The following is a 17504-nucleotide window of genomic DNA, read 5'->3' as shown; positions in this document are numbered from 1 at the left end:
GATGATCCCGGGAGAGATCCTTTTCGCCGACGGCTCCATCGCACTCAACAAGGGCCGTGAGGTCACCCGCCTCGTTGTCGTCAACGCTGCCGACCGGCCCGTCCAGGTCGGCTCCCACTACCACTTCGCCGAGGCGAACCCCGGTCTGGACTTCGACCGCGCGGCCGCCCGCGGCAAGCGGCTGAACATCGCCGCGGGAACCGCCGTGCGCTTCGAGCCCGGCATCCCCGTCGACGTCGAACTCGTCCCCTTCACCGGAGCGCGTGTCGTCCCGGGGCTGCGCGGCGAGACCGGAGGACCCCTCGATGCCTGAGCTGAACCGCGCCGTCTACGCCGATCTCTTCGGCCCCACCACCGGCGACCGTATCCGGCTCGCCGACACCGACCTGCTCGTCGAGATCGAGGAGGACCGCTCCGGCGGGCCCGGACTCGCGGGCGACGAGGCCGTGTTCGGCGGCGGCAAGGTGATCCGCGAGTCGATGGGGCAGTCCCGTACGACGCGGGCCGAAGGCGCACCCGACACGGTCGTCACCGGTGTCGTCATCATCGACCACTGGGGCATCGTCAAGGCCGACATCGGCATCCGCGACGGCCGGATCACCGGCATCGGCAAGGCCGGCAACCCGGACACGATGGACGGCGTACATGCCGATCTCGTCATCGGTCCCGAGACCGAAGTCATCGCCGGCAACGGGAAGATCGTCACGGCGGGCGCCATCGATGCGCACGTCCACTTCATCTCGCCGACCCTCATCGACCAGGCCCTGGCGACCGGCGTCACCACTCTCGTCGGCGGTGGCACCGGACCGGCCGAGGGCACCAAGGCCACCACCATCACCCCGGGCCCCTGGCACCTTGCCCGGATGTTCGAGGCGCTGGACACCCTCCCCGTCAACATCGGGCTGCTCGGCAAGGGCAACACGATGTCCCGCGAGGCCATGCACTCCCAACTGCGCGGCGGAGCGCTCGGATTCAAGATCCACGAGGACTGGGGGTCGACCCCTGCTGTCATCGACACCTGTCTGAGCGTGTGTGAGGAGACCGGCGCGCAGCTCGCCATCCACACGGACACGCTGAACGAGGCGGGCTTCGTCGCGGACACACTCGCCGCCATCGCCGGACGCACCATCCACGCGTACCACACCGAAGGTGCCGGCGGCGGGCATGCACCGGACATCATCACCGTGGTCTCCGAGCCGTACGTCCTGCCCAGCTCCACCAACCCCACCCGGCCGCACACCGTCAACACCATCGAGGAACACCTCGACATGCTGATGGTCTGCCACCACCTCAATTCGGCCGTTCCCGAGGATCTCGCCTTCGCCGAGTCCCGGATCCGGCCCTCCACCATCGCGGCCGAGGACATCCTGCACGACCTCGGCGCCATCTCGATCATCTCGTCGGACTCCCAGGCCATGGGGCGCATCGGCGAGGTGGTGATGCGTACCTGGCAGACCGCGCACGTCATGAAGAAGCGCCGCGGAGCACTGCCCGGCGACGGCCGCGCCGACAACCACCGGGCACGTCGCTATGTCGCCAAATACACGATCAACCCGGCGGTCGCTCAGGGCCTCGACCACGAGATCGGCTCGGTCGAGTCGGGAAAGCTCGCCGACCTGGTGCTCTGGGAGCCGGCTTTCTTCGGCGTCAAGCCGCAGCTCGTCATCAAGGGCGGCCAGATCGCGTACGCGCAGATGGGCGACGCCAACGCCTCCATTCCCACTCCGCAGCCGGTGCTGCCGCGGCCGATGTTCGGCGCGCTGGGCCGGGCGGCGTCGGTGAGCTCGTTCAACTTCGTCGCCGAGGCGGCGATTGAGGACGGACTGCCCGAACGCCTGGGCCTGGGCAAGCAGTTCGTACCCATCAAGAACACCCGGCGGATCACCAAGGCCGACATGCGGGAGAACGACGCGCTGCCTCGTGTCGAGGTCGACGCCGACACCTTCACAGTGACCATCGACGGCGATGTGGTCGAGCCCGCACCGGCGGCGGAACTGCCCATGGCGCAGCGCTACTTCCTCTTCTGATGGGTACGCGATGAGCCGCGCCGCACTCCTCGTCCTCGCCGACGGCCGGTTCCCCGCCGGTGGCCACGCCCACTCCGGCGGTGCCGAACCGGCCGTCAAGGCAGGACGCATACGCGATGCCCGGGACCTGGCGGACTTCTGCCGGGGCCGGCTGCACACCACCGGCCTCACGGCGGCGGCTCTCGCCGCCGCGGCCGCCCTGGGCCTCGACGCGCTGGCGCTCGACGAGGCCGCCGACGCCCGTACCCCCTCGCCCGCCCTGCGGGCCACCGCCCGCAAACTCGGCCGGCAGATGATGCGGGCCGCCCGTTCCACCTGGCCGAGCCAGGAGCTCGACGCGCTCGCCGCGGCCCGCCCGCGCGGCGCACACCAGCCGATCGTGCTGGGGCTCGCCGCCCGCTCCGCAGCCCTCGGCCCCGAGGACGCCGCACACTGCGCCGTGTACGAGGCGGTCAGCGGCCCGGCCACCGCGGCCGTACGCCTCCTCAGCCTCGACCCTTTCGAGGCGACGGCGGTGCTGGCACGGCTGGCGCCCGAACTCGACGCGGTCGCCGGACAGGCCGCGCGGGCAGCGGCCGAGGCGGCCGTCGAAGGACTCGACGCGCTGCCCGCCGCCTCCGCCCCGCTGCTCGACCTCACCGCGGAGGCACACGCAGCCTGGCCCGTACGCCTCTTCGCCTCGTAGGACCAACAGGAGCCGCACCATGCACCTCGACCACTCCCACCACGGCCCGGCCGCTGTCAGTGCCGACGCCGCACGCCCCGACGGCACCCGGCGCGCCCTGCGCATCGGCCTCGGCGGCCCCGTCGGTTCCGGCAAGACCGCGACCGTTGCCGCGCTCTGCCGTGCCCTGCGCGACCAGCTGTCCATCGCCGTCGTCACCAACGACATCTACACCCGCGAGGACGCCGAATTCCTGCTCCGCAACGCGGTACTGCCGCCCGAGCGCATCCAGGCCGTCGAGACCGGCGCCTGCCCGCACACCGCGATCCGCGACGACATCTCCGCCAACCTCGAAGCAGTCGAGGACCTGGAGGAGAGTGTCGGCCCGCTCGATCTGATCCTCGTCGAGTCCGGCGGCGACAATCTCACCGCGACCTTCTCCAAGGGCCTTGTCGACGCCCAGGTCTTCGTCATCGATGTGGCAGGCGGCGACGACATCCCGCGCAAGGGCGGGCCGGGCGTCACCACCGCCGATCTGCTCGTGATCAACAAGACCGACCTGGCGCCGTACGTCGGCTCCGACCTCGGCCGGATGGCGCGCGATGCCAAGGAGCAGCGCGGTGAACTTCCCGTCGCCTTCACCTCGTTGAAGGACGAGGAAGGGGTGGCGCCGGTCGCCGACTGGGTGCGCGCGCGGCTCGCCGCCTGGACCGCATGAGCATCCAGGCCACGGCCCGTATCGTCGCCACCCGGGACGGCCTGCCGGTACTGGAGAGCGACGGGCCGCTCGCACTGCGCCGCACCCGGGCCACCGGTCCATACACCCGGGTTACTGTCGTCGGCGCGATGAGCGCGCCGCTCGGCGGTGACCGGCTCGCCATCGACGTGCAGGTGGAGGACGGCACACGGCTGGCCGTCGACTCCGCCGCAGCGACCATCGCCCTGCCCGGACGCATCCCCGAACAGGCCCACTACGACGTCCGGTTGAAGGTGGGCGACGACGCCGAACTGCGCTGGCTGCCGGAACCCCTCATCTCCGCGCGCGGCAGCGATCTGCGGATGCGCACCCGTGTCGAACTCGCCGCCACCGCACGGCTGGTGCTCCGCGAGGAGCAGATCCTCGGCCGGTACGGCGAGCAGCCGGGCACCCTTGCGAGCCGCCTCACCGTCCACCGGGCCGGACGCCCTCTCCTGGACCAGGAACTCGGCTGCGGACCCGGCGCGCCCGGCGGCTGGGACGGCGGGGCGGTGCTGGGCGGCCACCGGGCCGTGGGCCAGCTCCTCATCGTGGACCCCGCGTTCGAGGAGAAGCCCGCGGAGCCCCGGCTGCTGGGCCCGAGCGCGGCTCTCACACCGCTCGCCGGTCCTGCCGTACTGGTCAATGCCGTCGCGCCCGACGCGCGTCAACTACGTCGCGTACTCGACGAGGTGCTGCAGGCGGAACTGCCCGAGTGAGGTAATGGGGCGAACCCGGGCAATTCCCTGCACCGCTCAGCGGGACACTACTCACCGGTTATTGGTTCGGTAAAGAAACACCAGTCCGACCTGTTCCCAGCAGCCCCGGAGACGAAAGGATCCCCCCGGAGAACTCGACTAGAGAAGGGGGAGTTCTACGTGAGACGCACAGCAGTGCTCGGCTCGGCCGGCACTCTGATCGCGGGCACCCTCATAACGGGCGCGATCGCGGCTCCGGCGGCCAACGCCGAGACCCGCAACAGCGGTTGGTCCGAGGCCCGCGGCGTTCAGGTGGCCGCGGAGCGGGCCGCCAAGCAGGGCATCGACTGGGCGGACTGCCCGGCGGACTGGGGTTTTGCCAAGCCCATCCAGTGCGGCTGGGTGAGCGTGCCGCTCAACTACGCGCGGCCGAACGGCAAGCAGATCAAGATAGCCGTCGACCGGATCGGCAACACCGGCACCAAGGCGGAGCGCCAGGGCGCCCTGGTCTACAACCCGGGCGGCCCCGGAGGCTCGGGCATGCGCTTCCCGACCCGGGTCACGAACAAGAACCCGCTGTGGGCCAACACCGCGAAGGCGTACGACTTCGTGGGCTTCGACCCGCGGGGTGTCGGCCACTCGACGCCCATCTCCTGTGTCGACCCGCAGGAGTTTGTCAAGGCGCCGAAGGCCGACCCGGTGCCGGACAGCGAGGCCGACAAGCGCGCCCAGCGCAAGCTCGCCGCGGAGTACGCGGACGGGTGCGCCGAGCGCAGCGGCTGGATGCTGCCGCACATGACGACGCCGAACACCGTGCGCGACCTGGACGTCATCCGGGCCGCCCTCGGTGAGAAGAAGCTCAACTTCCTGGGCGTCTCCTACGGCACGTACATGGGCGCGGTCTACGCGACGCTCTTCCCGGGCCATGTGCGCCGGATGATCGTCGACAGCGTGGTCAACCCCTCGCGCGAGAAGGTCTGGTACGAGGCCAACCTCGACCAGGACGTCGCCTTCCAGATGCGCTGGAACGACTGGAAGGCCTGGGTCGCCAAGAACGACGCGACCTTCCACATCGGGAACACTCCCGAGAAGGTCGAGCAGCAGTGGCTGAAGCTGCGGGCCACCGCCAAGAAGAGCCCGCTCGGCGGGGTCCTCGGACCGGCGGAGCTCATCAGCTACTTCCAGAGCGCGCCGTACTACGACTCCTCCTGGGCGCCCATCGCCCAGACCTGGAGCAAGTACATCGCCGGTGACACCCAGGCACTGGTCGACGCGGCGGCGCCCGACCTGTCCGACACCGCGGGCAACATCGCCTCGGAGAACGGCAACGCCGTCTACACGGCTGTCGAGTGCGCGGACGCCAAGTGGCCGACCAGCTGGAAGAAGTGGGACCGGGACAACACCCGGCTCCACAAGGACTACCCCTTCATGACGTGGGCCAACGCCTGGATGAACCTCCCGTGCGCCACCTGGTCGTCCAAGCAGCAGACCCCGGTCAACGTAAAGACCGGCAAGGGCCTGCCGCAGGTGCTCATCGTGCAGTCCACGCGTGACGCCGCCACTCCCTTCGACGGCGCCGTCGAGCTGCACAAGCGGCTCAAGGGCTCGCGTCTGATCATCGAGAAGGACGCCGGCTCGCACGGTGTGACCGGACTGGTCAACCCGTGCATCAACGAGCGGGTGGACGCCTACCTGCTCAGCGGCAAGCTGGACAGCAGCGATGTGACGTGCGCTCCGCACGCCACGCCGAAGCCGTAAGGCTCAGCGGTACGGGGGAGGGGCGGCCGGTCACGGCCGCCCCTCCTTTCATCCCTCCAGCCAGGAGTCCTCCGCCGCGTAGTCGAACCAGTCGTCTTCGTACTTCACGAGGTTGCTGAAGCTCTCGCGCCAGTCGCGGCCGTCGAGCTGCCGGGCGAGCCACTCGACGGTCGCCGGCAGCGAATCGGCATAGCTCGTGGTGGCTCGGTAGCCCAACTCCCGCTCCGCCGCCGACATGTCGTACACGATCGGATGTTCCGACCCCCACGGCGTGAGACCCACCGTGCCCACCGGCGCCGCTCCGTCGATGAGGACGGTCTTGCTCGTCACGCCGAGCGCCGCGTCCACTCCCGCGCTGATCTCAGCGACCGTCGGTACGTCCGGATCACCGGCGTTGAGCACCCGTGAGCCCGGCTTCGCCGCCGCCAGCCGGATCAACTCGGCGAGATTGCCGACATGGACGGGGTGGAAGCGGGACTGCCCGTTGTACGCGAGGATGCGCACCGGCCGCCGGTCCAGCGCCCGCCGCACGAAGAACAGTTCGCGCGGACCACGGCAGTGCGGTCCGTGGATCGCGCCCGCGCGCAGCAGGGTCACCGGCAACTCGTGGCCCGCCGCGAGCAGTTCCCGCTCCAGCGCCACCTTGCGAGTGCCGTACGTCGCCTCCCCGGGCGCCACCGTCCGCTGCGACTCCGGGATCGGCACCGGATAGCGCGGAAAGCCGCCGGGCTTGTCCTGGGTGTCGAAGCTGCGGCCCTTGTCGTCCTCGTACACCGCGCCGCTGGAGATCACGACCGCCGAGCCGATCCGGTCCGCGAGCGCCCTCAACTGCCGTGCGTGGCCCCGTCCGTAAGCGACCATGTCCACCAGCACATCACAGCCGTCGCCGAGCGCGGCGGCCAGAGCCGCGTCGTCCTCCCGGTCGACCCGGACCGCCTGGACGTCCTCGGGCCGGCGCTCGTCCCGGCCGCCGCCGCGCGAGGCCGCCCGTATCTCCCATCCGTCCGCGGCGAGCGCGGCCACCGCGGCCCGTCCCACCTGTCCTGTCGCACCGAGCACGAACACTCTTCCCTTGGTCATGGAAGGCACGCTAGGTGTGCGGTGGACGCCGAGCCCAGGCGGATTGGCCGAGCGCAGATTCGCTCTCAGCTTCTTCGCCGCGGGAACTTCTTCGGCTGCTCCAACTCCGCCTTCACCTCGGCGGCGTAGCGGTCCACATACTCCTGGCCGGACAGCTCGAGGATCGCGTACATGATCTCGTCGGTAATGGCGCGGATGGCCGCCTTCTCGTTCTCCATGCCCGCGTACCGCGAGAAGTCCATCGGCTCGCCGAAGCGGACGGTGACCCGCTTGATCTTCGGCATGACCTGTCCGGGCGGCTGGATCTCGAACGTCCCCACCATCGCGCAGGGCACCACCGGCGCCTGCGCCCTGAGCGCCATCACCGCGACACCGACCTTGCCCTTGTAGAGCCGGCCGTCGTGCGACCGGGTGCCCTCGGGGTAGATCCCCAGCAGCTCGCCCTTGCTCAGCACTCCGAGACCCTCGCGGATGGCCGCCTGGCCGGCCTCCTTGCCGGAGCGGTCCACCGGGATCTGCCCGGCGCTGCGGAAGAACGCGGCGGTCAGCCGCCCCTTCAGGCCGGGGCCGGTGAAGTACTCGGCCTTGGCGAGGAAGGTGATACGCCGCTTGATGATGGCCGGCATCAGGAAGTGGTCCGAGAACGACAGATGGTTGCCCGCGACGATCGCCGCGCCCTCCGCGGGGATGTGCTCGACTCCCTCGATCCTGGGCCGGAACAGCAACCGCAACAGCGGCCCCAGAATGACGTATTTGAGCACGTAGTAGAACACGGGGGTCGCTCCCAACTGTACCGGTTCGGCTCCGGGGCCGCGTTCTGCCAGGTCATGGGGTATTTCGACGGGGGTCAGTGTATGTGCATGTCTCGTCCGCTGTAACCACCTCTGATCGGACTCATGATGGCTCGTTGCCGACCTTCGTGACGATCGGTCAGGTCTCGTGTCCGGCGGCTGACGGCGGCGAACAGCCCGTCGGGGCGGTTGGCGTGACCCGCTTCGGGAGGTGTCCGGCGGTACGTACGGGGGCGCCGGCGTCACAGCGGGGTGTAGACGGGGAGTTTCAGTGCCGGGACCTGGCCTCCGGCGGGCCGCCCCGCAGCCCGGGCCCGGCCCTGTGACGGCGTGCCAGATCTGTCGTGCGGGCGATTCGCCGCGCCCGTACGCGCTACCCGGCGGCGCGGCCCCTTGCCCGCGCCGCCGTCGAAGGGTGCTCTGGCCCTGTCCCCGACCCGCCGTGCGTCGGGCCCGAGCCCCTGGAGTGCCGATGCGCCGCAGTGCCACCTTTGCCGCAGCCGCCCTGATCGGCCTCGCGGCCGCTGCCCCCGCAGCGGCTTCACCCGCGCACACCGCCGGTGAGGTGCCCACGCGTGCCAGGGGCCTGTTTCTGACCGTGTCGGGTTCCGAGAACACCTGGATTCGCGGAGTCCTGCTGCGGTGCCCGACGCAGACCGACGGACCGCATCCGCACGCCCGCGCCGCCTGCAGGGCGCTCTCCGCGGTCAACGGCGACCTGGATGTGCTGCCCGGCGACCCACGTCCGTGCAACAGAAAGTACGACCCGGTCACGGTCAGTGCCACCGGCACCTGGCGCGGCTTCCCCATCGCCTGGCACAAGACCTATCCGAACGCGTGTGCGCTCGACGTCGCGACCGGAGTCGTCTTCCGCTTCTGAGGCCTCCCGGTCAGCTGGTGCGCGACGTGACCACCCCGATCGTCACCAGACCGAGCACCACCCAGCCGAACCAGAGCCAGCCATTGCTTCCGAGTGCCGCCGTGTAGGCCGTCACGACCACCAGGGTCCCGACGGTGAGCACTCCCATCGCCTTCGCGGATCCGGACATGCGCGCCCTCCTCCGACGGCCACGGCCGTCGGAGTCATCGTCACCCGGGAGGGGGGTCGCGCGCTACTGCCCGCGCGCCTGGAGCGAAGCGAGATACGCGTTGTACGCCTCGAGCTCCTTGTCCCCGTTCCGGTCCGCGGCGCGGTCCGACCGCTTGGCCTGCCGCTGATCGGAGCGGTACCACTGGAAGACCAGAGCGATCAGTACCAGTACCGAGGGGATCTCGCTGAACGCCCAGGCGATGCCGCCCGCCGCGTTCTGGTCACTGAGCGCGTCGATACCGAGCGAGGCCGGTGGATTCTTGTACGCCTTGATCATCGGCTCGGTCGCCATCATCAGCGCGATGCCGAAGAAGGCGTGGAACGGCATGCCCGCGAAGAGCTCCAGCATCCGCATCACATAGCCGGGCCGGTGCGGCCCCGGGTCCACGCCCATGATCGGCCAGAAGAAGACCAGGCCCACGGCGAGGAAGTGCACCATCATCGCCGCATGCCCCGTCCTGGACTCCATCAGGAAGTCGAAGAGGGGGGTGAAATAGAGCGCGTACAGGCTCGCGATGAAGAGCGGGATGGTGAAGGCGGGGTGCGTGACGATCCGCAGGTAACGGCTGTGCAGCAGGGCCAGCAGCAGCTCGCGCGGACCCTTGCGGCCGCGGCCCGCGACCGGCAGCGCGCGCAGGGCCAGCGTCACCGGCGCGCCCAGCAGCAGCACGATCGGCGAGAGCATGCTGATCACCATGTGCTGCACCATGTGCACGCTGAACATGACCATGCCGTAGTTATTGAGCTTGGTGCACATCACCAGCGCCACACTCAGCACGCCGACGGTGAAGAAGACGGTGCGGCTGACCGGCCAGCTGTCGCCGCGCCTGCGCAGTCGCAGCACACCCCAGCCGTACAGAGCGAGCCCCAGCAGACAGCCGGCCAGGAAGAACGGATCCGGTGAGTACTCGAGCCCTCGCCCCAGCGTGAACGGCGGCAGATCCATCGTCATGCCGTGCCCGCTGTGATCCATCTGCGCACTCCCGCCGGAACGTTCCTTGATGCCGACCGGACCTTTTTCGTACCGGTTGTCCGCACCAGAGTAGAACTGCCCCCGGACGCAGCTGCGACCGGGGGCAGTTCATTCATATATGTACCAAATCAGAGCACGCACTCCGCCTCGGCGTACCGCTCGGCCGGGACGGTCTTCAGCGTCTCCACGGCCTGCGCCAGCGGCACCATGGCGATGTCCGTGCCGCGCAGCGCGGTCATCATGCCGAACTCACCGCGGTGCGCCGCCTCCACGGCATGCCAGCCGAAGCGGGTCGCGAGCACGCGGTCGTACGCGGTCGGGGTGCCGCCGCGCTGCACATGCCCGAGGATCACCGCGCGGGCCTCCTTGCCGAGCCGCTGCTCCAGCTCGACGGAGAGCTGCTGGGCCACGCCCGCGAAGCGCTCATGACCGTAGACGTCCTTGCCGCCCTCGTTGAACTCCATCGAGCCCTCGCGCGGCTTGGCGCCCTCCGCGACCACGACGATCGCGAACTTCTTGCCCGCCGAGAACCGGTCGCCGACCCGCTCGGTCAGCTCGCCGATGTCGAAAGGCCGCTCCGGGACGACGATTGCGTGAGCGCCCGCCGCCATGCCGGAGTGCAGCGCGATCCAGCCGGTGTGCCGGCCCATGACCTCGACGATCAGCACCCGCTGATGCGACTCGGCGGTGGTCTTCAGCCGGTCCAGCGCCTCGGTCGCCACACCGACGGCGGTGTCGAACCCGAACGTGACATCGGTCGAGGCGATGTCGTTGTCGATGGTCTTCGGCACGCCGACGATCGGGAGCCCGCTCTCGGAGAGGAGGTTGGCCGCCTTGAGGGTGCCTTCGCCGCCGATCGGAATGATCGCGTCGAGGCCGAGCTCGGCAACATGCCCCTTGGCCCGCTCCACGCCGTCGCGCAGATGCGCGGGCTGGACCCGGGACGAACCGAGAATCGTGCCGCCGCGGGCCAGGATGCCGCCCACCGCGTCAAGGTCGAGCTTGCGGTAGTCGCACTCCAGAAGGCCCTTCCAGCCGTCGTGGAAGCCGATGACCTCGTCACCGTGATCGACGACGGCGCGGTGCACGACGGAACGGATGACGGCGTTCAGACCGGGGCAGTCGCCGCCGGAGGTGAGCACACCAATGCGCATAGCCCGAAATACCTTTGCAACGTGGGCCGATTCCCGGACCACGTCGTCCGGCAGGATCCCCGCCACCCTACCGGCGCAAGGTGGCGGGGCCGAACCGGGCGTCCGACTGATGGACGGCAGCCGGCTGTCGGGCGGGCGTCAGGCAGGCTGCGTCGCGGACGCGATGCGCTCGGCGCGCAGCGCCTCGTACCACCGCTCGTCGAGCGGCGGCAGTGCGTTCACATCGAGGGCAAGCTTCAGCAGCATGTCCGCGATCTGCGGATTGCGTGCCATCACCGGGCCGTGCATATAGGTGCCGAAGACGGTCTCGTTGTACGCGCCCTCGGTTCCGTCGCCCGTGCCGTTGCCCCGGCCGAGGATCGTGCGGGCGAACGGGCGGGCCGTCGGGCCGAGGTGGGTGATGCCCTGGTGGTTCTCGAAGCCGGTCAGCTGCGGCAGGCCCAGCCGCGGGTCGATGTCCGCCAGTACGTCGCCGACGCACCGCTCACCATCGCCGCGCGTGGAGACCACGTCGATCAGGCCGAGTCCCGCCTCGCGCTCACCGAGGTCGTTGATGAACTCATGACCGAGGATCTGGTAGCCGGCGCAGACGGAGAAGATGATCGCGCCGTTGGAGGCGGCCCGGCTGAGTCCGCCGTCGCGGCGCAGCCGCTCGGCGGCGAGCCGCTGCGGCCGGTCCTCGCCGCCGCCGATGAGATAGATGTCTCCGGACGTCGGGATCGGCTGGTCGCTGCGTACGTCGATACGCATCACGTCCAGGCGTCGCTGGCGGGCCCGGCGCTCCACCACGAGGGCGTTGCCCTGGTCGCCGTAGGTGCTGAGCAGGTCCGGGTAGACCCAGACCAGACGCAGGCTGTTGTCGCTCATGCTCATAAGTCCTTTTCGGGGTCCGCGGGTCAGTTGCCGACGCGGCGGCGCAGGTCCTGGAAGGCCGTGTAGTTGGCGATCGCCTCGATCCGTCCGGGCGGGGCCAGCTGTACCGCCTCGTCTGCGGACTCGCACACGCGGAAGTCCAGGCCCGCCACCTCGAGACGCACGGCGAGGTCCAGCTTGCGGTCGCCGATGACGAAGATCGGATGGCCGGCGAGCCGGGTGTAGTCGACGTCCCAGAGCCACGAGGTGTCCGTGCCGTCGGCGCCGCGGGCGTTCACGGCGAGGATGACCGGGGTCGGCGGCGGGTCGATCAGCGAGAACGTCTCCAGCCAACCGGCCGGGTTCTTCGCGAGCAGCAGTCGCAGATCGCGGCCCAGGAAGTTGACGACGTCGTACCGGCCGGCGACGGCCTGCACGGAGTACATGCGCTCCAGCGCGACCTGCGGCGGCACGCCGAAGCAGGCGGCGACCGCGGCGGAGGTGGCAGCGTTCGCCTTGTTGGCGCGGCCGGGCAGCTGGAGGTGGATCGGCCACGCCGAGCCGTGCGGGTCCAGGACATGGTCGCCGCTGAGCACCCAGCTCGGCGCGGGACGGCGGAAGCCGCACTCGCCGCAGAACCAGTCGTCGCCGGGGCGCTGCATCACACCGCCGCAGGACGGGCAGGACCAGGCGTCGTCCTTCCACTCCTGGCCGGCGGCCACCCACACCACGTTGGGGGAGGAGGACGCGGCCCATACGATCAGCGGGTCGTCGGCGTTGGCGATGACCATGGCCTTCGTACCGGACAGGCCCTCGCGCCACTTCTCGGCGAGCATCCGGGTCTCGGCCGCGCGGTCCAGCTGGTCGCGCGAGAGGTTGAGCAGCGCGATCGCCTTGGGGGTCACATCGCGGGCGACGCCGGCGAGGTACTTCTCGTCGACCTCGATCACACCGAATTTGGCGTCCGAACCGCCGGCCAGCGCCGAAGTGATGCCCGCGGGCATATTGGCGCCGAGCGCGTTGGAGACGACCGGGCCGCTGGCCCGCAGCGCCTCGGCGATCAGCCGGGTCGTGGTGGTCTTGCCGTTGGTCGCCGACACGAGGACGACGTCCAGGTGCTGCGCCAGCCGCCCCAGCAGATCGGGGTCGAGCTTGAGCGCGACCCGGCCGCCGATCACCGATCCGCTGCCGCGTCCGGCGGCGCGCGACACCGCTGCTGCGGCCTTGCCTGCCGTCACGGCCAGCTTGGCGCGCGGCGTCAGGGGCTCCGAGTTGCCTGACATCGTCCTTGATCCTCCTTGCATCGGTCGGGCTCAGCCTATCGAGGTCCGGTCTGCCGCCCGTACCTCGGCACCGTCGGAAAGAGTGGAGGTCCAGGCGGAACGTACGCTTACGGACATGCGAAACCGGCCGATCCCCGGCAGTTCCGGACTCGTGAAGGCCATGAGCCTGCTCGGAGATCCGCTGCTGCACGCCCCCTGCGAGACCGTCACCGACTTCTCTCCCGCGCTGTCGAGGCTCATCGAGGACATGTTCGCGACGATGTACGCGGCCCAGGGAGTGGGCCTCGCGGCGAACCAGGTGGGGATACCGCTGCGGGTGTTCGTCTACGACTGCCCCGACGACGAGGACGTCCGCCACCTCGGACATATCGTCAACCCGCGTCTGGTGGAGGCGGACGGCGTCACGGTGCGCGGAGCGGAGGGCTGTCTGTCGCTGCCGGGTCTCGAGGCCGGTACGGAGCGTTTCGACCGCGCGGTGGTCGAAGGCGTGACGGCGGACGGGAAACCGGTACGGGTCGCGGGCACCGGCTTCTTCGCTCGGTGCCTGCAGCACGAGTGCGACCACCTGGAGGGGATGGTCTACACGGACCGCCTCAAGGGCTGGCGCCGGGCCAAGGCGCTGCGCGCGGCGCGGCGGGCGAGCTGGGGAACCACGGCCTGACCGGCCGTCAACGGCCAACGGTCACCAACCGGCCGTCAACGACCGGTGCTCAACGACCGGCCGTCGACGACCCGCTTCAGAAGACCGGACCGCCTGCGCGGTCGCCGGCCGCGGCCAGCCGGCCCCAGAGCAGATCGGCGAGGCTGTGCACCAACTCGGCGCGGGAGCACGGGCGTTCACCGAGCCACCAGTCCCCGGCCGCGTGCATCATGCCGACGATGCCATGGCCCCACACCCGGGCCAGCTGTTCGCTGTTGGGCCCCAGGTCGACCCGGTCGTAGATCACCTTCGCCAGCTCCTCGCCGAGCCGGCGCAGCAGTGGCGCCGAGTGGCGGCCGACGTCGAAGCCCGCCTCCGACGGCTGGGTGTCCTCGGCCGGATGCATCAGGAAGCGGTAGACCTGCGGCCGTGCTTCGATCGCGGCGAGGTACGTGTCGAGCGTTGCCTCGACCCGCTCACGGCGGTCGGCGGGAGCGTCCACCGCTGCCCGCAACGCGTCCAGCAGGGCGTCGGTGTGGCGCTTGGCGAGCGCACGGTAGAGGCCGCCCTTGTCGCCGAAGTGCCGGTACAGGATGGGCTTGGTGATGCCCGCCTCGGCGGCGATGGCGTTCATGGAGGCCTGCGGGCCGTCCCGGAGCACCACCCGGTCCGCGGCTTCGAGCAGCTCCCGGCGCCGCTGGTCGGCCGACCGCTGTTGGCCGGCTGCGTGCTGTGTGGTCTCCATGGTTTGTTTCTCCCCGCCCGAGCGATTGCGTGACGCCTGCGCAACGTAACACCATGCCCGCCTGTACAGGGGATCGGGCGGTGGCCGGTTGACATGAGCTACTTGCCGGTAACAGACTGTTGTTACCGCAAGTAACATGCAGGAAGTCACCGCAGTGCTGGAGGGGAACATGGCCGAGTTCACGCTCGAACTCAACGACGACCAGAAGCAGGTCCGCGATTGGCTGAACGGTTTCGCCAAGGACGTGATGCGCCCGGCCGCCGCCGAGTGGGACGAGCGTGAGGAGACCCCCTGGCCGGTCATCCAGGAAGCGGCCAAGGTGGGAATCTACTCCCTCGACTTCTACGCCCAGCAATTCTTCGACCCGACCGGTCTCGGCATCCCGATGGCGATGGAGGAGCTCTTCTGGGGCGACGCCGGCATCGGCCTTTCCATTGTCGGTACGGGACTTGCGGCCGTCGGTGTCCTCGCCAACGGAACCGAGGAGCAGATCGGCACCTGGATTCCGCAGATGTACGGCGACGTGGACGATGTGAAGGTCGCGGCCTTCTGCTCCTCCGAGCCGGACGCAGGCTCCGACGTCGGCGCGATGCGTACGCGCGCGGTGTACGACGAGGCCAAGGACGAGTGGGTACTCAGCGGCACCAAGACCTGGGCGACCAACGGCGGTATCGCCAACGTCCATGTCGTGGTCGCGGTCGTCGACCCGGAGATCGGCTCCAAGGGCCACGCCTCGTTCATCGTGCCGCCGAACACCCCCGGTCTCTCTCAGGGCCAGAAGTTCAAGAAGCACGGCATCCGCGCCTCCCACACCGCAGAGGTGGTGCTGGAGAACGTACGCGTTCCCGGACACTGCCTGCTCGGCGGCAAGGAGAAGCTGGACGAGCGCCTGGCCCGGGCGCGTGAGCGCGCCAAGTCCGGCGGCGAGCGTGTGAAGAACGCGGCCATGGCCACCTTCGAGGCGTCCCGCCCCGCGGTCGGCGCGATGGCGGTGGGCACTGCCCGCGCCGCGTACGAAGTCGCACTCGACTACGCCATGACCCGCAGCCAGTTCGGCCGCCCGATCATCGACAACCAGGGCATCGCCTTCCAGCTGGCCGACATGCGCACCCAGATCGACGCGGCACGGCTGCTGGTGTGGCGCGCCTCCTGGATGGCGGTGACGGGCAAGCCCTTCCTCTCCGCCGAGGGCTCCATGTCCAAGCTGTACGCCAGTGAGACCGCCAAGAAGGTCACGGCGCAGGCCATCCAGATCCTGGGCGGCAACGGCTTCACCCGGGAGTACCCCGTGGAGCGCATGCACCGCGACGCCGCGATCTACACGATTTTCGAGGGCACCAGCGAGATCCAGCGCCTGGTGATCGCCAGAACCCTCTCGGGCATGCCGATCCGCTAGCGCGGCCGGTTCGGCCTCGATCGCCGGTCGGGCTTGGTCAAGCCCTCCGGCGATCGAGGCCGCCTGACGTCAGGCGGAGAGCAACGCCTCGATCGCGGCGACGACCTCGGGGGCCTCGGGCTCGGTGCGCGGGCGGATCCGGGACACGACCGCGCCGTCCTTGCCGATCAGGAACTTCTCGAAGTTCCACTGCACGTCCCCGGACTCGCCCTCGCCGTCCGCGACCTTCGTCAGCTCCGCGTACAGCGGGTGCCGGTCCGCGCCGTTCACATCGGTCTTCTCCAGCATGGGGAAGGTCACACCGTAAGTCGCCGAGCAGAAGGACTCGATCTCCTCCGCGCTGCCCGGCTCCTGGCCCGCGAACTGGTTGCACGGCACACCGAGGACCGTGAAGCCCTGCTCGCCGTACTGCTTCTGCAGTCGCTCCAGGCCGGCGTACTGCGGGGTCAGACCGCACTTGGAGGCGACGTTCACCAGCAGGACCGCCTGGCCACGGTAGTCGGCCAGGGAGGTGGGCTCGCCGGTCAGCGTGCGCAGCGGGATGTCGTACAGGGTCATCGGATTCTCCTCGGTGGCAGGCATTCGATGTTCATTGTGGACCCCGGGGACGCGCTGCCACGAAGCCGGTCGCCTCGGGGAGCGGTCGACGGTGACTCCGGTGCGGAGTGCAACCAGGGGGACGCCGCGGCTCCTCGCCGCTGCCGCCTCAGCGGCCATGGACCGCTGTCAGCCGCCGAGCGGCCTGAAGAGCCCCTCCTGCACCACCGACACCAGCAGCCTGCCCTCGCGGTCGTAGATACGGCCACGAGCCAGCCCCCGGCCGCCGGTCGCGATCGGCGACTCCTGGTCGTACAGGAACCACTCGTCCGCGCGGAACGGCCGGTGGAACCACATCGCATGGTCCAGTGAGGCCATGTCGAAGCCGCGCGGCCCCCACAGCGGCTCCACCGGGATACGGACCGCGTCCAAAAGCGTCATGTCGCTCGCATACGTCAGTGCGCAGGTGTGCACCAGCGGGTCGTCGCCCAGCGGGCCCACCGCGCGCATCCACACCGCGCTGCGCGGGTCCGCCTCCTTGATTTCCGCCGGGGTCCAGCGCAGCCGTTCGGCATAGCGGATGTCGAAGGGCTGGCGGCGGGCCATCCGCTCCAGCGCCTCGGGGAGTTCGCCCAGATGCTCGCGGATCTCCGTGGTGACCGAGGGGAGTGTCTCGGGGTCCGGGAACTCCAGCCGCGGCGGCAGCTGATGCTCGATGCTGCCCTCCTCCGGCCGGTGGAAGGAGGCGGTCAGATTGAAGATGGTCTTGCCCTGCTGGACCGCGGTGACCCGGCGGGTGGTGAACGAGCGGCCGTCCCTGACGCGTTCGACCTGGTAGACGATCGGCACGCCGGGGATTCCCGGCCGCAGGAAGTACGCGTGCAGCGAGTGGACCGGCCGCTCGCCGTCGGTGGTGCGGCCAGCTGCGACCAGTGCCTGGCCCGCCACCTGCCCGCCGAAGACCCGCTGCAGGGACTCGTTCGGGCTGAGGCCGCGGAAGATGTTGACCTCGATCTGCTCCAGGTCGAGCAGATCGACCAGGCGCTCGGCCGGATTCGTCATCGGGTGGTCTCCTGTGTT

Annotated in this window: 19 protein-coding genes; 9 read left to right on the top strand and 10 right to left on the bottom strand. The window is 69.9% G+C overall.

Annotated features, from left to right (window positions below; translation table 11 throughout):
* The first annotated feature begins 1 nt into the window (after position 1).
* The 6 genes from AB0D12_RS22315 to AB0D12_RS22290 all read left to right on the top strand — a co-directional run bounded on the left by AB0D12_RS22315 (position 2) and on the right by AB0D12_RS22290 (position 5883).
* A complete protein-coding gene (locus tag AB0D12_RS22315) occupies positions 2-313 on the top strand; it encodes an urease subunit beta (RefSeq protein WP_362685477.1) in 312 nt (103 codons plus the stop codon).
* Entirely contained in the window at positions 306-2027 is a 1722-nt protein-coding gene (locus AB0D12_RS22310; RefSeq protein ID WP_362685474.1) for an urease subunit alpha, read from the top strand. Before AB0D12_RS22315 ends, AB0D12_RS22310 begins: the two co-directional genes overlap by 8 nt.
* Before the next feature lie 10 nt (positions 2028-2037).
* Positions 2038-2712, top strand: coding sequence for an urease accessory UreF family protein (locus tag AB0D12_RS22305; RefSeq protein ID WP_362685471.1), 675 nt, complete (start codon positions 2038-2040; stop codon positions 2710-2712).
* Between the two features lie 19 nt (positions 2713-2731).
* Positions 2732-3409, top strand: coding sequence for an urease accessory protein UreG (ureG, locus tag AB0D12_RS22300; RefSeq protein WP_362685468.1), 678 nt, complete (start codon positions 2732-2734; stop codon positions 3407-3409).
* A complete protein-coding gene (locus AB0D12_RS22295) occupies positions 3406-4146 on the top strand; it encodes an urease accessory protein UreD (protein WP_362685465.1) in 741 nt (246 codons plus the stop codon). The genes ureG and AB0D12_RS22295 overlap by 4 nt, the downstream gene beginning before the upstream one ends.
* Positions 4147-4305: 159 nt before the next feature.
* The gene (locus AB0D12_RS22290) at positions 4306-5883 is read left to right on the top strand and encodes an alpha/beta hydrolase (RefSeq protein WP_362685462.1); all 1578 of its coding nucleotides are present in this window, start codon (positions 4306-4308) and stop codon (positions 5881-5883) included.
* 48 nt (positions 5884-5931) lie between these two features.
* On the opposite strand, the gene AB0D12_RS22285 is transcribed toward AB0D12_RS22290, so the two are convergent.
* Positions 5932-6963: an NAD(P)-dependent oxidoreductase gene (locus AB0D12_RS22285; RefSeq protein ID WP_362685459.1), complete on the bottom strand. Its 1032-nt coding sequence runs from the start codon at positions 6961-6963 to the stop codon at positions 5932-5934.
* A 65-nt stretch (positions 6964-7028) separates the two neighbouring features.
* A complete protein-coding gene (locus tag AB0D12_RS22280) occupies positions 7029-7736 on the bottom strand; it encodes a lysophospholipid acyltransferase family protein (RefSeq protein WP_362685456.1) in 708 nt (235 codons plus the stop codon).
* 490 nt (positions 7737-8226) lie between these two features.
* Here AB0D12_RS22280 and AB0D12_RS22275 point away from each other — a divergent pair, with 490 nt between their 5' ends.
* Positions 8227-8634: an SSI family serine proteinase inhibitor gene (locus AB0D12_RS22275; protein ID WP_362685453.1), complete on the top strand. Its 408-nt coding sequence runs from the start codon at positions 8227-8229 to the stop codon at positions 8632-8634.
* A 10-nt stretch (positions 8635-8644) separates the two neighbouring features.
* On the opposite strand, the gene AB0D12_RS22270 is transcribed toward AB0D12_RS22275, so the two are convergent.
* From AB0D12_RS22270 to AB0D12_RS22250, 5 genes are all read right to left on the bottom strand, one after another.
* Positions 8645-8803 carry a hypothetical protein gene (locus AB0D12_RS22270; RefSeq protein ID WP_327322032.1) on the bottom strand — a complete coding sequence of 53 codons (159 nt, stop codon included), beginning with the start codon at positions 8801-8803 and terminating at the stop codon, positions 8645-8647.
* 63 nt (positions 8804-8866) lie between these two features.
* Positions 8867-9817 (bottom strand): cytochrome c oxidase assembly protein, encoded by a 951-nt coding sequence (locus AB0D12_RS22265; protein ID WP_362685450.1) that lies wholly within the window; start codon positions 9815-9817, stop codon positions 8867-8869.
* A 128-nt stretch (positions 9818-9945) separates the two neighbouring features.
* A complete protein-coding gene (locus tag AB0D12_RS22260; RefSeq protein ID WP_327322030.1) occupies positions 9946-10971 on the bottom strand; it encodes a 6-phosphofructokinase in 1026 nt (341 codons plus the stop codon).
* Between the two features lie 138 nt (positions 10972-11109).
* Positions 11110-11838, bottom strand: coding sequence for a glutamine amidotransferase (locus tag AB0D12_RS22255; protein ID WP_362685447.1), 729 nt, complete (start codon positions 11836-11838; stop codon positions 11110-11112).
* A gap of 29 nt (positions 11839-11867) precedes the next feature.
* Positions 11868-13106 carry a MurT ligase domain-containing protein gene (locus tag AB0D12_RS22250; RefSeq protein WP_362685444.1) on the bottom strand — a complete coding sequence of 413 codons (1239 nt, stop codon included), beginning with the start codon at positions 13104-13106 and terminating at the stop codon, positions 11868-11870.
* A 115-nt stretch (positions 13107-13221) separates the two neighbouring features.
* Here AB0D12_RS22250 and def point away from each other — a divergent pair, with 115 nt between their 5' ends.
* A complete protein-coding gene (gene def / locus AB0D12_RS22245; protein WP_362685441.1) occupies positions 13222-13767 on the top strand; it encodes a peptide deformylase in 546 nt (181 codons plus the stop codon).
* Positions 13768-13843: 76 nt separating this feature from the next.
* Here the strand turns inward: def and AB0D12_RS22240 are convergent, their stop codons facing one another.
* A complete protein-coding gene (locus tag AB0D12_RS22240) occupies positions 13844-14491 on the bottom strand; it encodes a TetR family transcriptional regulator (RefSeq protein ID WP_327322026.1) in 648 nt (215 codons plus the stop codon).
* A gap of 169 nt (positions 14492-14660) precedes the next feature.
* Here AB0D12_RS22240 and AB0D12_RS22235 point away from each other — a divergent pair, with 169 nt between their 5' ends.
* Positions 14661-15887, top strand: coding sequence for an acyl-CoA dehydrogenase family protein (locus AB0D12_RS22235; RefSeq protein ID WP_362685781.1), 1227 nt, complete (start codon positions 14661-14663; stop codon positions 15885-15887).
* A 69-nt stretch (positions 15888-15956) separates the two neighbouring features.
* On the opposite strand, the gene AB0D12_RS22230 is transcribed toward AB0D12_RS22235, so the two are convergent.
* Together AB0D12_RS22230 and AB0D12_RS22225 are read right to left on the bottom strand one after the other, a co-directional pair.
* Positions 15957-16445 carry a glutathione peroxidase gene (locus AB0D12_RS22230; protein WP_362685778.1) on the bottom strand — a complete coding sequence of 163 codons (489 nt, stop codon included), beginning with the start codon at positions 16443-16445 and terminating at the stop codon, positions 15957-15959.
* Positions 16446-16613: 168 nt separating this feature from the next.
* Positions 16614-17486 (bottom strand): acyl-CoA thioesterase II, encoded by an 873-nt coding sequence (locus AB0D12_RS22225; protein ID WP_362685437.1) that lies wholly within the window; start codon positions 17484-17486, stop codon positions 16614-16616.
* Between the last annotated feature and the right edge of the window lie 18 nt (positions 17487-17504).

The sequence above is a fragment of the Streptomyces sp. NPDC048479 genome, assembly GCF_040651435.1.
Taxonomy (GTDB): domain Bacteria; phylum Actinomycetota; class Actinomycetes; order Streptomycetales; family Streptomycetaceae; genus Streptomyces.
This window is presented reverse-complemented; position numbering and strand designations above follow the sequence as displayed.

What these genes read in the sequence shown, in the direction of transcription:
- AB0D12_RS22315 (WP_362685477.1), top strand. Translation starts at nt 2, where the DNA reads ATGATCCCGGGAGAGATCCTTTTCGCCGACGGCTCCATCGCACTCAAC.
- AB0D12_RS22310 (WP_362685474.1), top strand. Translation starts at nt 306, where the DNA reads ATGCCTGAGCTGAACCGCGCCGTCTACGCCGATCTCTTCGGCCCCACC.
- AB0D12_RS22305 (WP_362685471.1), top strand. Translation starts at nt 2,038, where the DNA reads ATGAGCCGCGCCGCACTCCTCGTCCTCGCCGACGGCCGGTTCCCCGCC.
- ureG (WP_362685468.1), top strand. Translation starts at nt 2,732, where the DNA reads ATGCACCTCGACCACTCCCACCACGGCCCGGCCGCTGTCAGTGCCGAC.
- AB0D12_RS22295 (WP_362685465.1), top strand. Translation starts at nt 3,406, where the DNA reads ATGAGCATCCAGGCCACGGCCCGTATCGTCGCCACCCGGGACGGCCTG.
- AB0D12_RS22285 (WP_362685459.1), bottom strand. Translation starts at nt 6,963, where the DNA reads ATGACCAAGGGAAGAGTGTTCGTGCTCGGTGCGACAGGACAGGTGGGA.
- AB0D12_RS22275 (WP_362685453.1), top strand. Translation starts at nt 8,227, where the DNA reads ATGCGCCGCAGTGCCACCTTTGCCGCAGCCGCCCTGATCGGCCTCGCG.
- AB0D12_RS22270 (WP_327322032.1), bottom strand. Translation starts at nt 8,803, where the DNA reads ATGTCCGGATCCGCGAAGGCGATGGGAGTGCTCACCGTCGGGACCCTG.
- AB0D12_RS22265 (WP_362685450.1), bottom strand. Translation starts at nt 9,817, where the DNA reads ATGGATCACAGCGGGCACGGCATGACGATGGATCTGCCGCCGTTCACG.
- AB0D12_RS22260 (WP_327322030.1), bottom strand. Translation starts at nt 10,971, where the DNA reads ATGCGCATTGGTGTGCTCACCTCCGGCGGCGACTGCCCCGGTCTGAAC.
- AB0D12_RS22255 (WP_362685447.1), bottom strand. Translation starts at nt 11,838, where the DNA reads ATGAGCGACAACAGCCTGCGTCTGGTCTGGGTCTACCCGGACCTGCTC.
- AB0D12_RS22250 (WP_362685444.1), bottom strand. Translation starts at nt 13,106, where the DNA reads ATGTCAGGCAACTCGGAGCCCCTGACGCCGCGCGCCAAGCTGGCCGTG.
- def (WP_362685441.1), top strand. Translation starts at nt 13,222, where the DNA reads ATGCGAAACCGGCCGATCCCCGGCAGTTCCGGACTCGTGAAGGCCATG.
- AB0D12_RS22240 (WP_327322026.1), bottom strand. Translation starts at nt 14,491, where the DNA reads ATGGAGACCACACAGCACGCAGCCGGCCAACAGCGGTCGGCCGACCAG.
- AB0D12_RS22235 (WP_362685781.1), top strand. Translation starts at nt 14,661, where the DNA reads ATGGCCGAGTTCACGCTCGAACTCAACGACGACCAGAAGCAGGTCCGC.
- AB0D12_RS22230 (WP_362685778.1), bottom strand. Translation starts at nt 16,445, where the DNA reads ATGACCCTGTACGACATCCCGCTGCGCACGCTGACCGGCGAGCCCACC.
- AB0D12_RS22225 (WP_362685437.1), bottom strand. Translation starts at nt 17,486, where the DNA reads ATGACGAATCCGGCCGAGCGCCTGGTCGATCTGCTCGACCTGGAGCAG.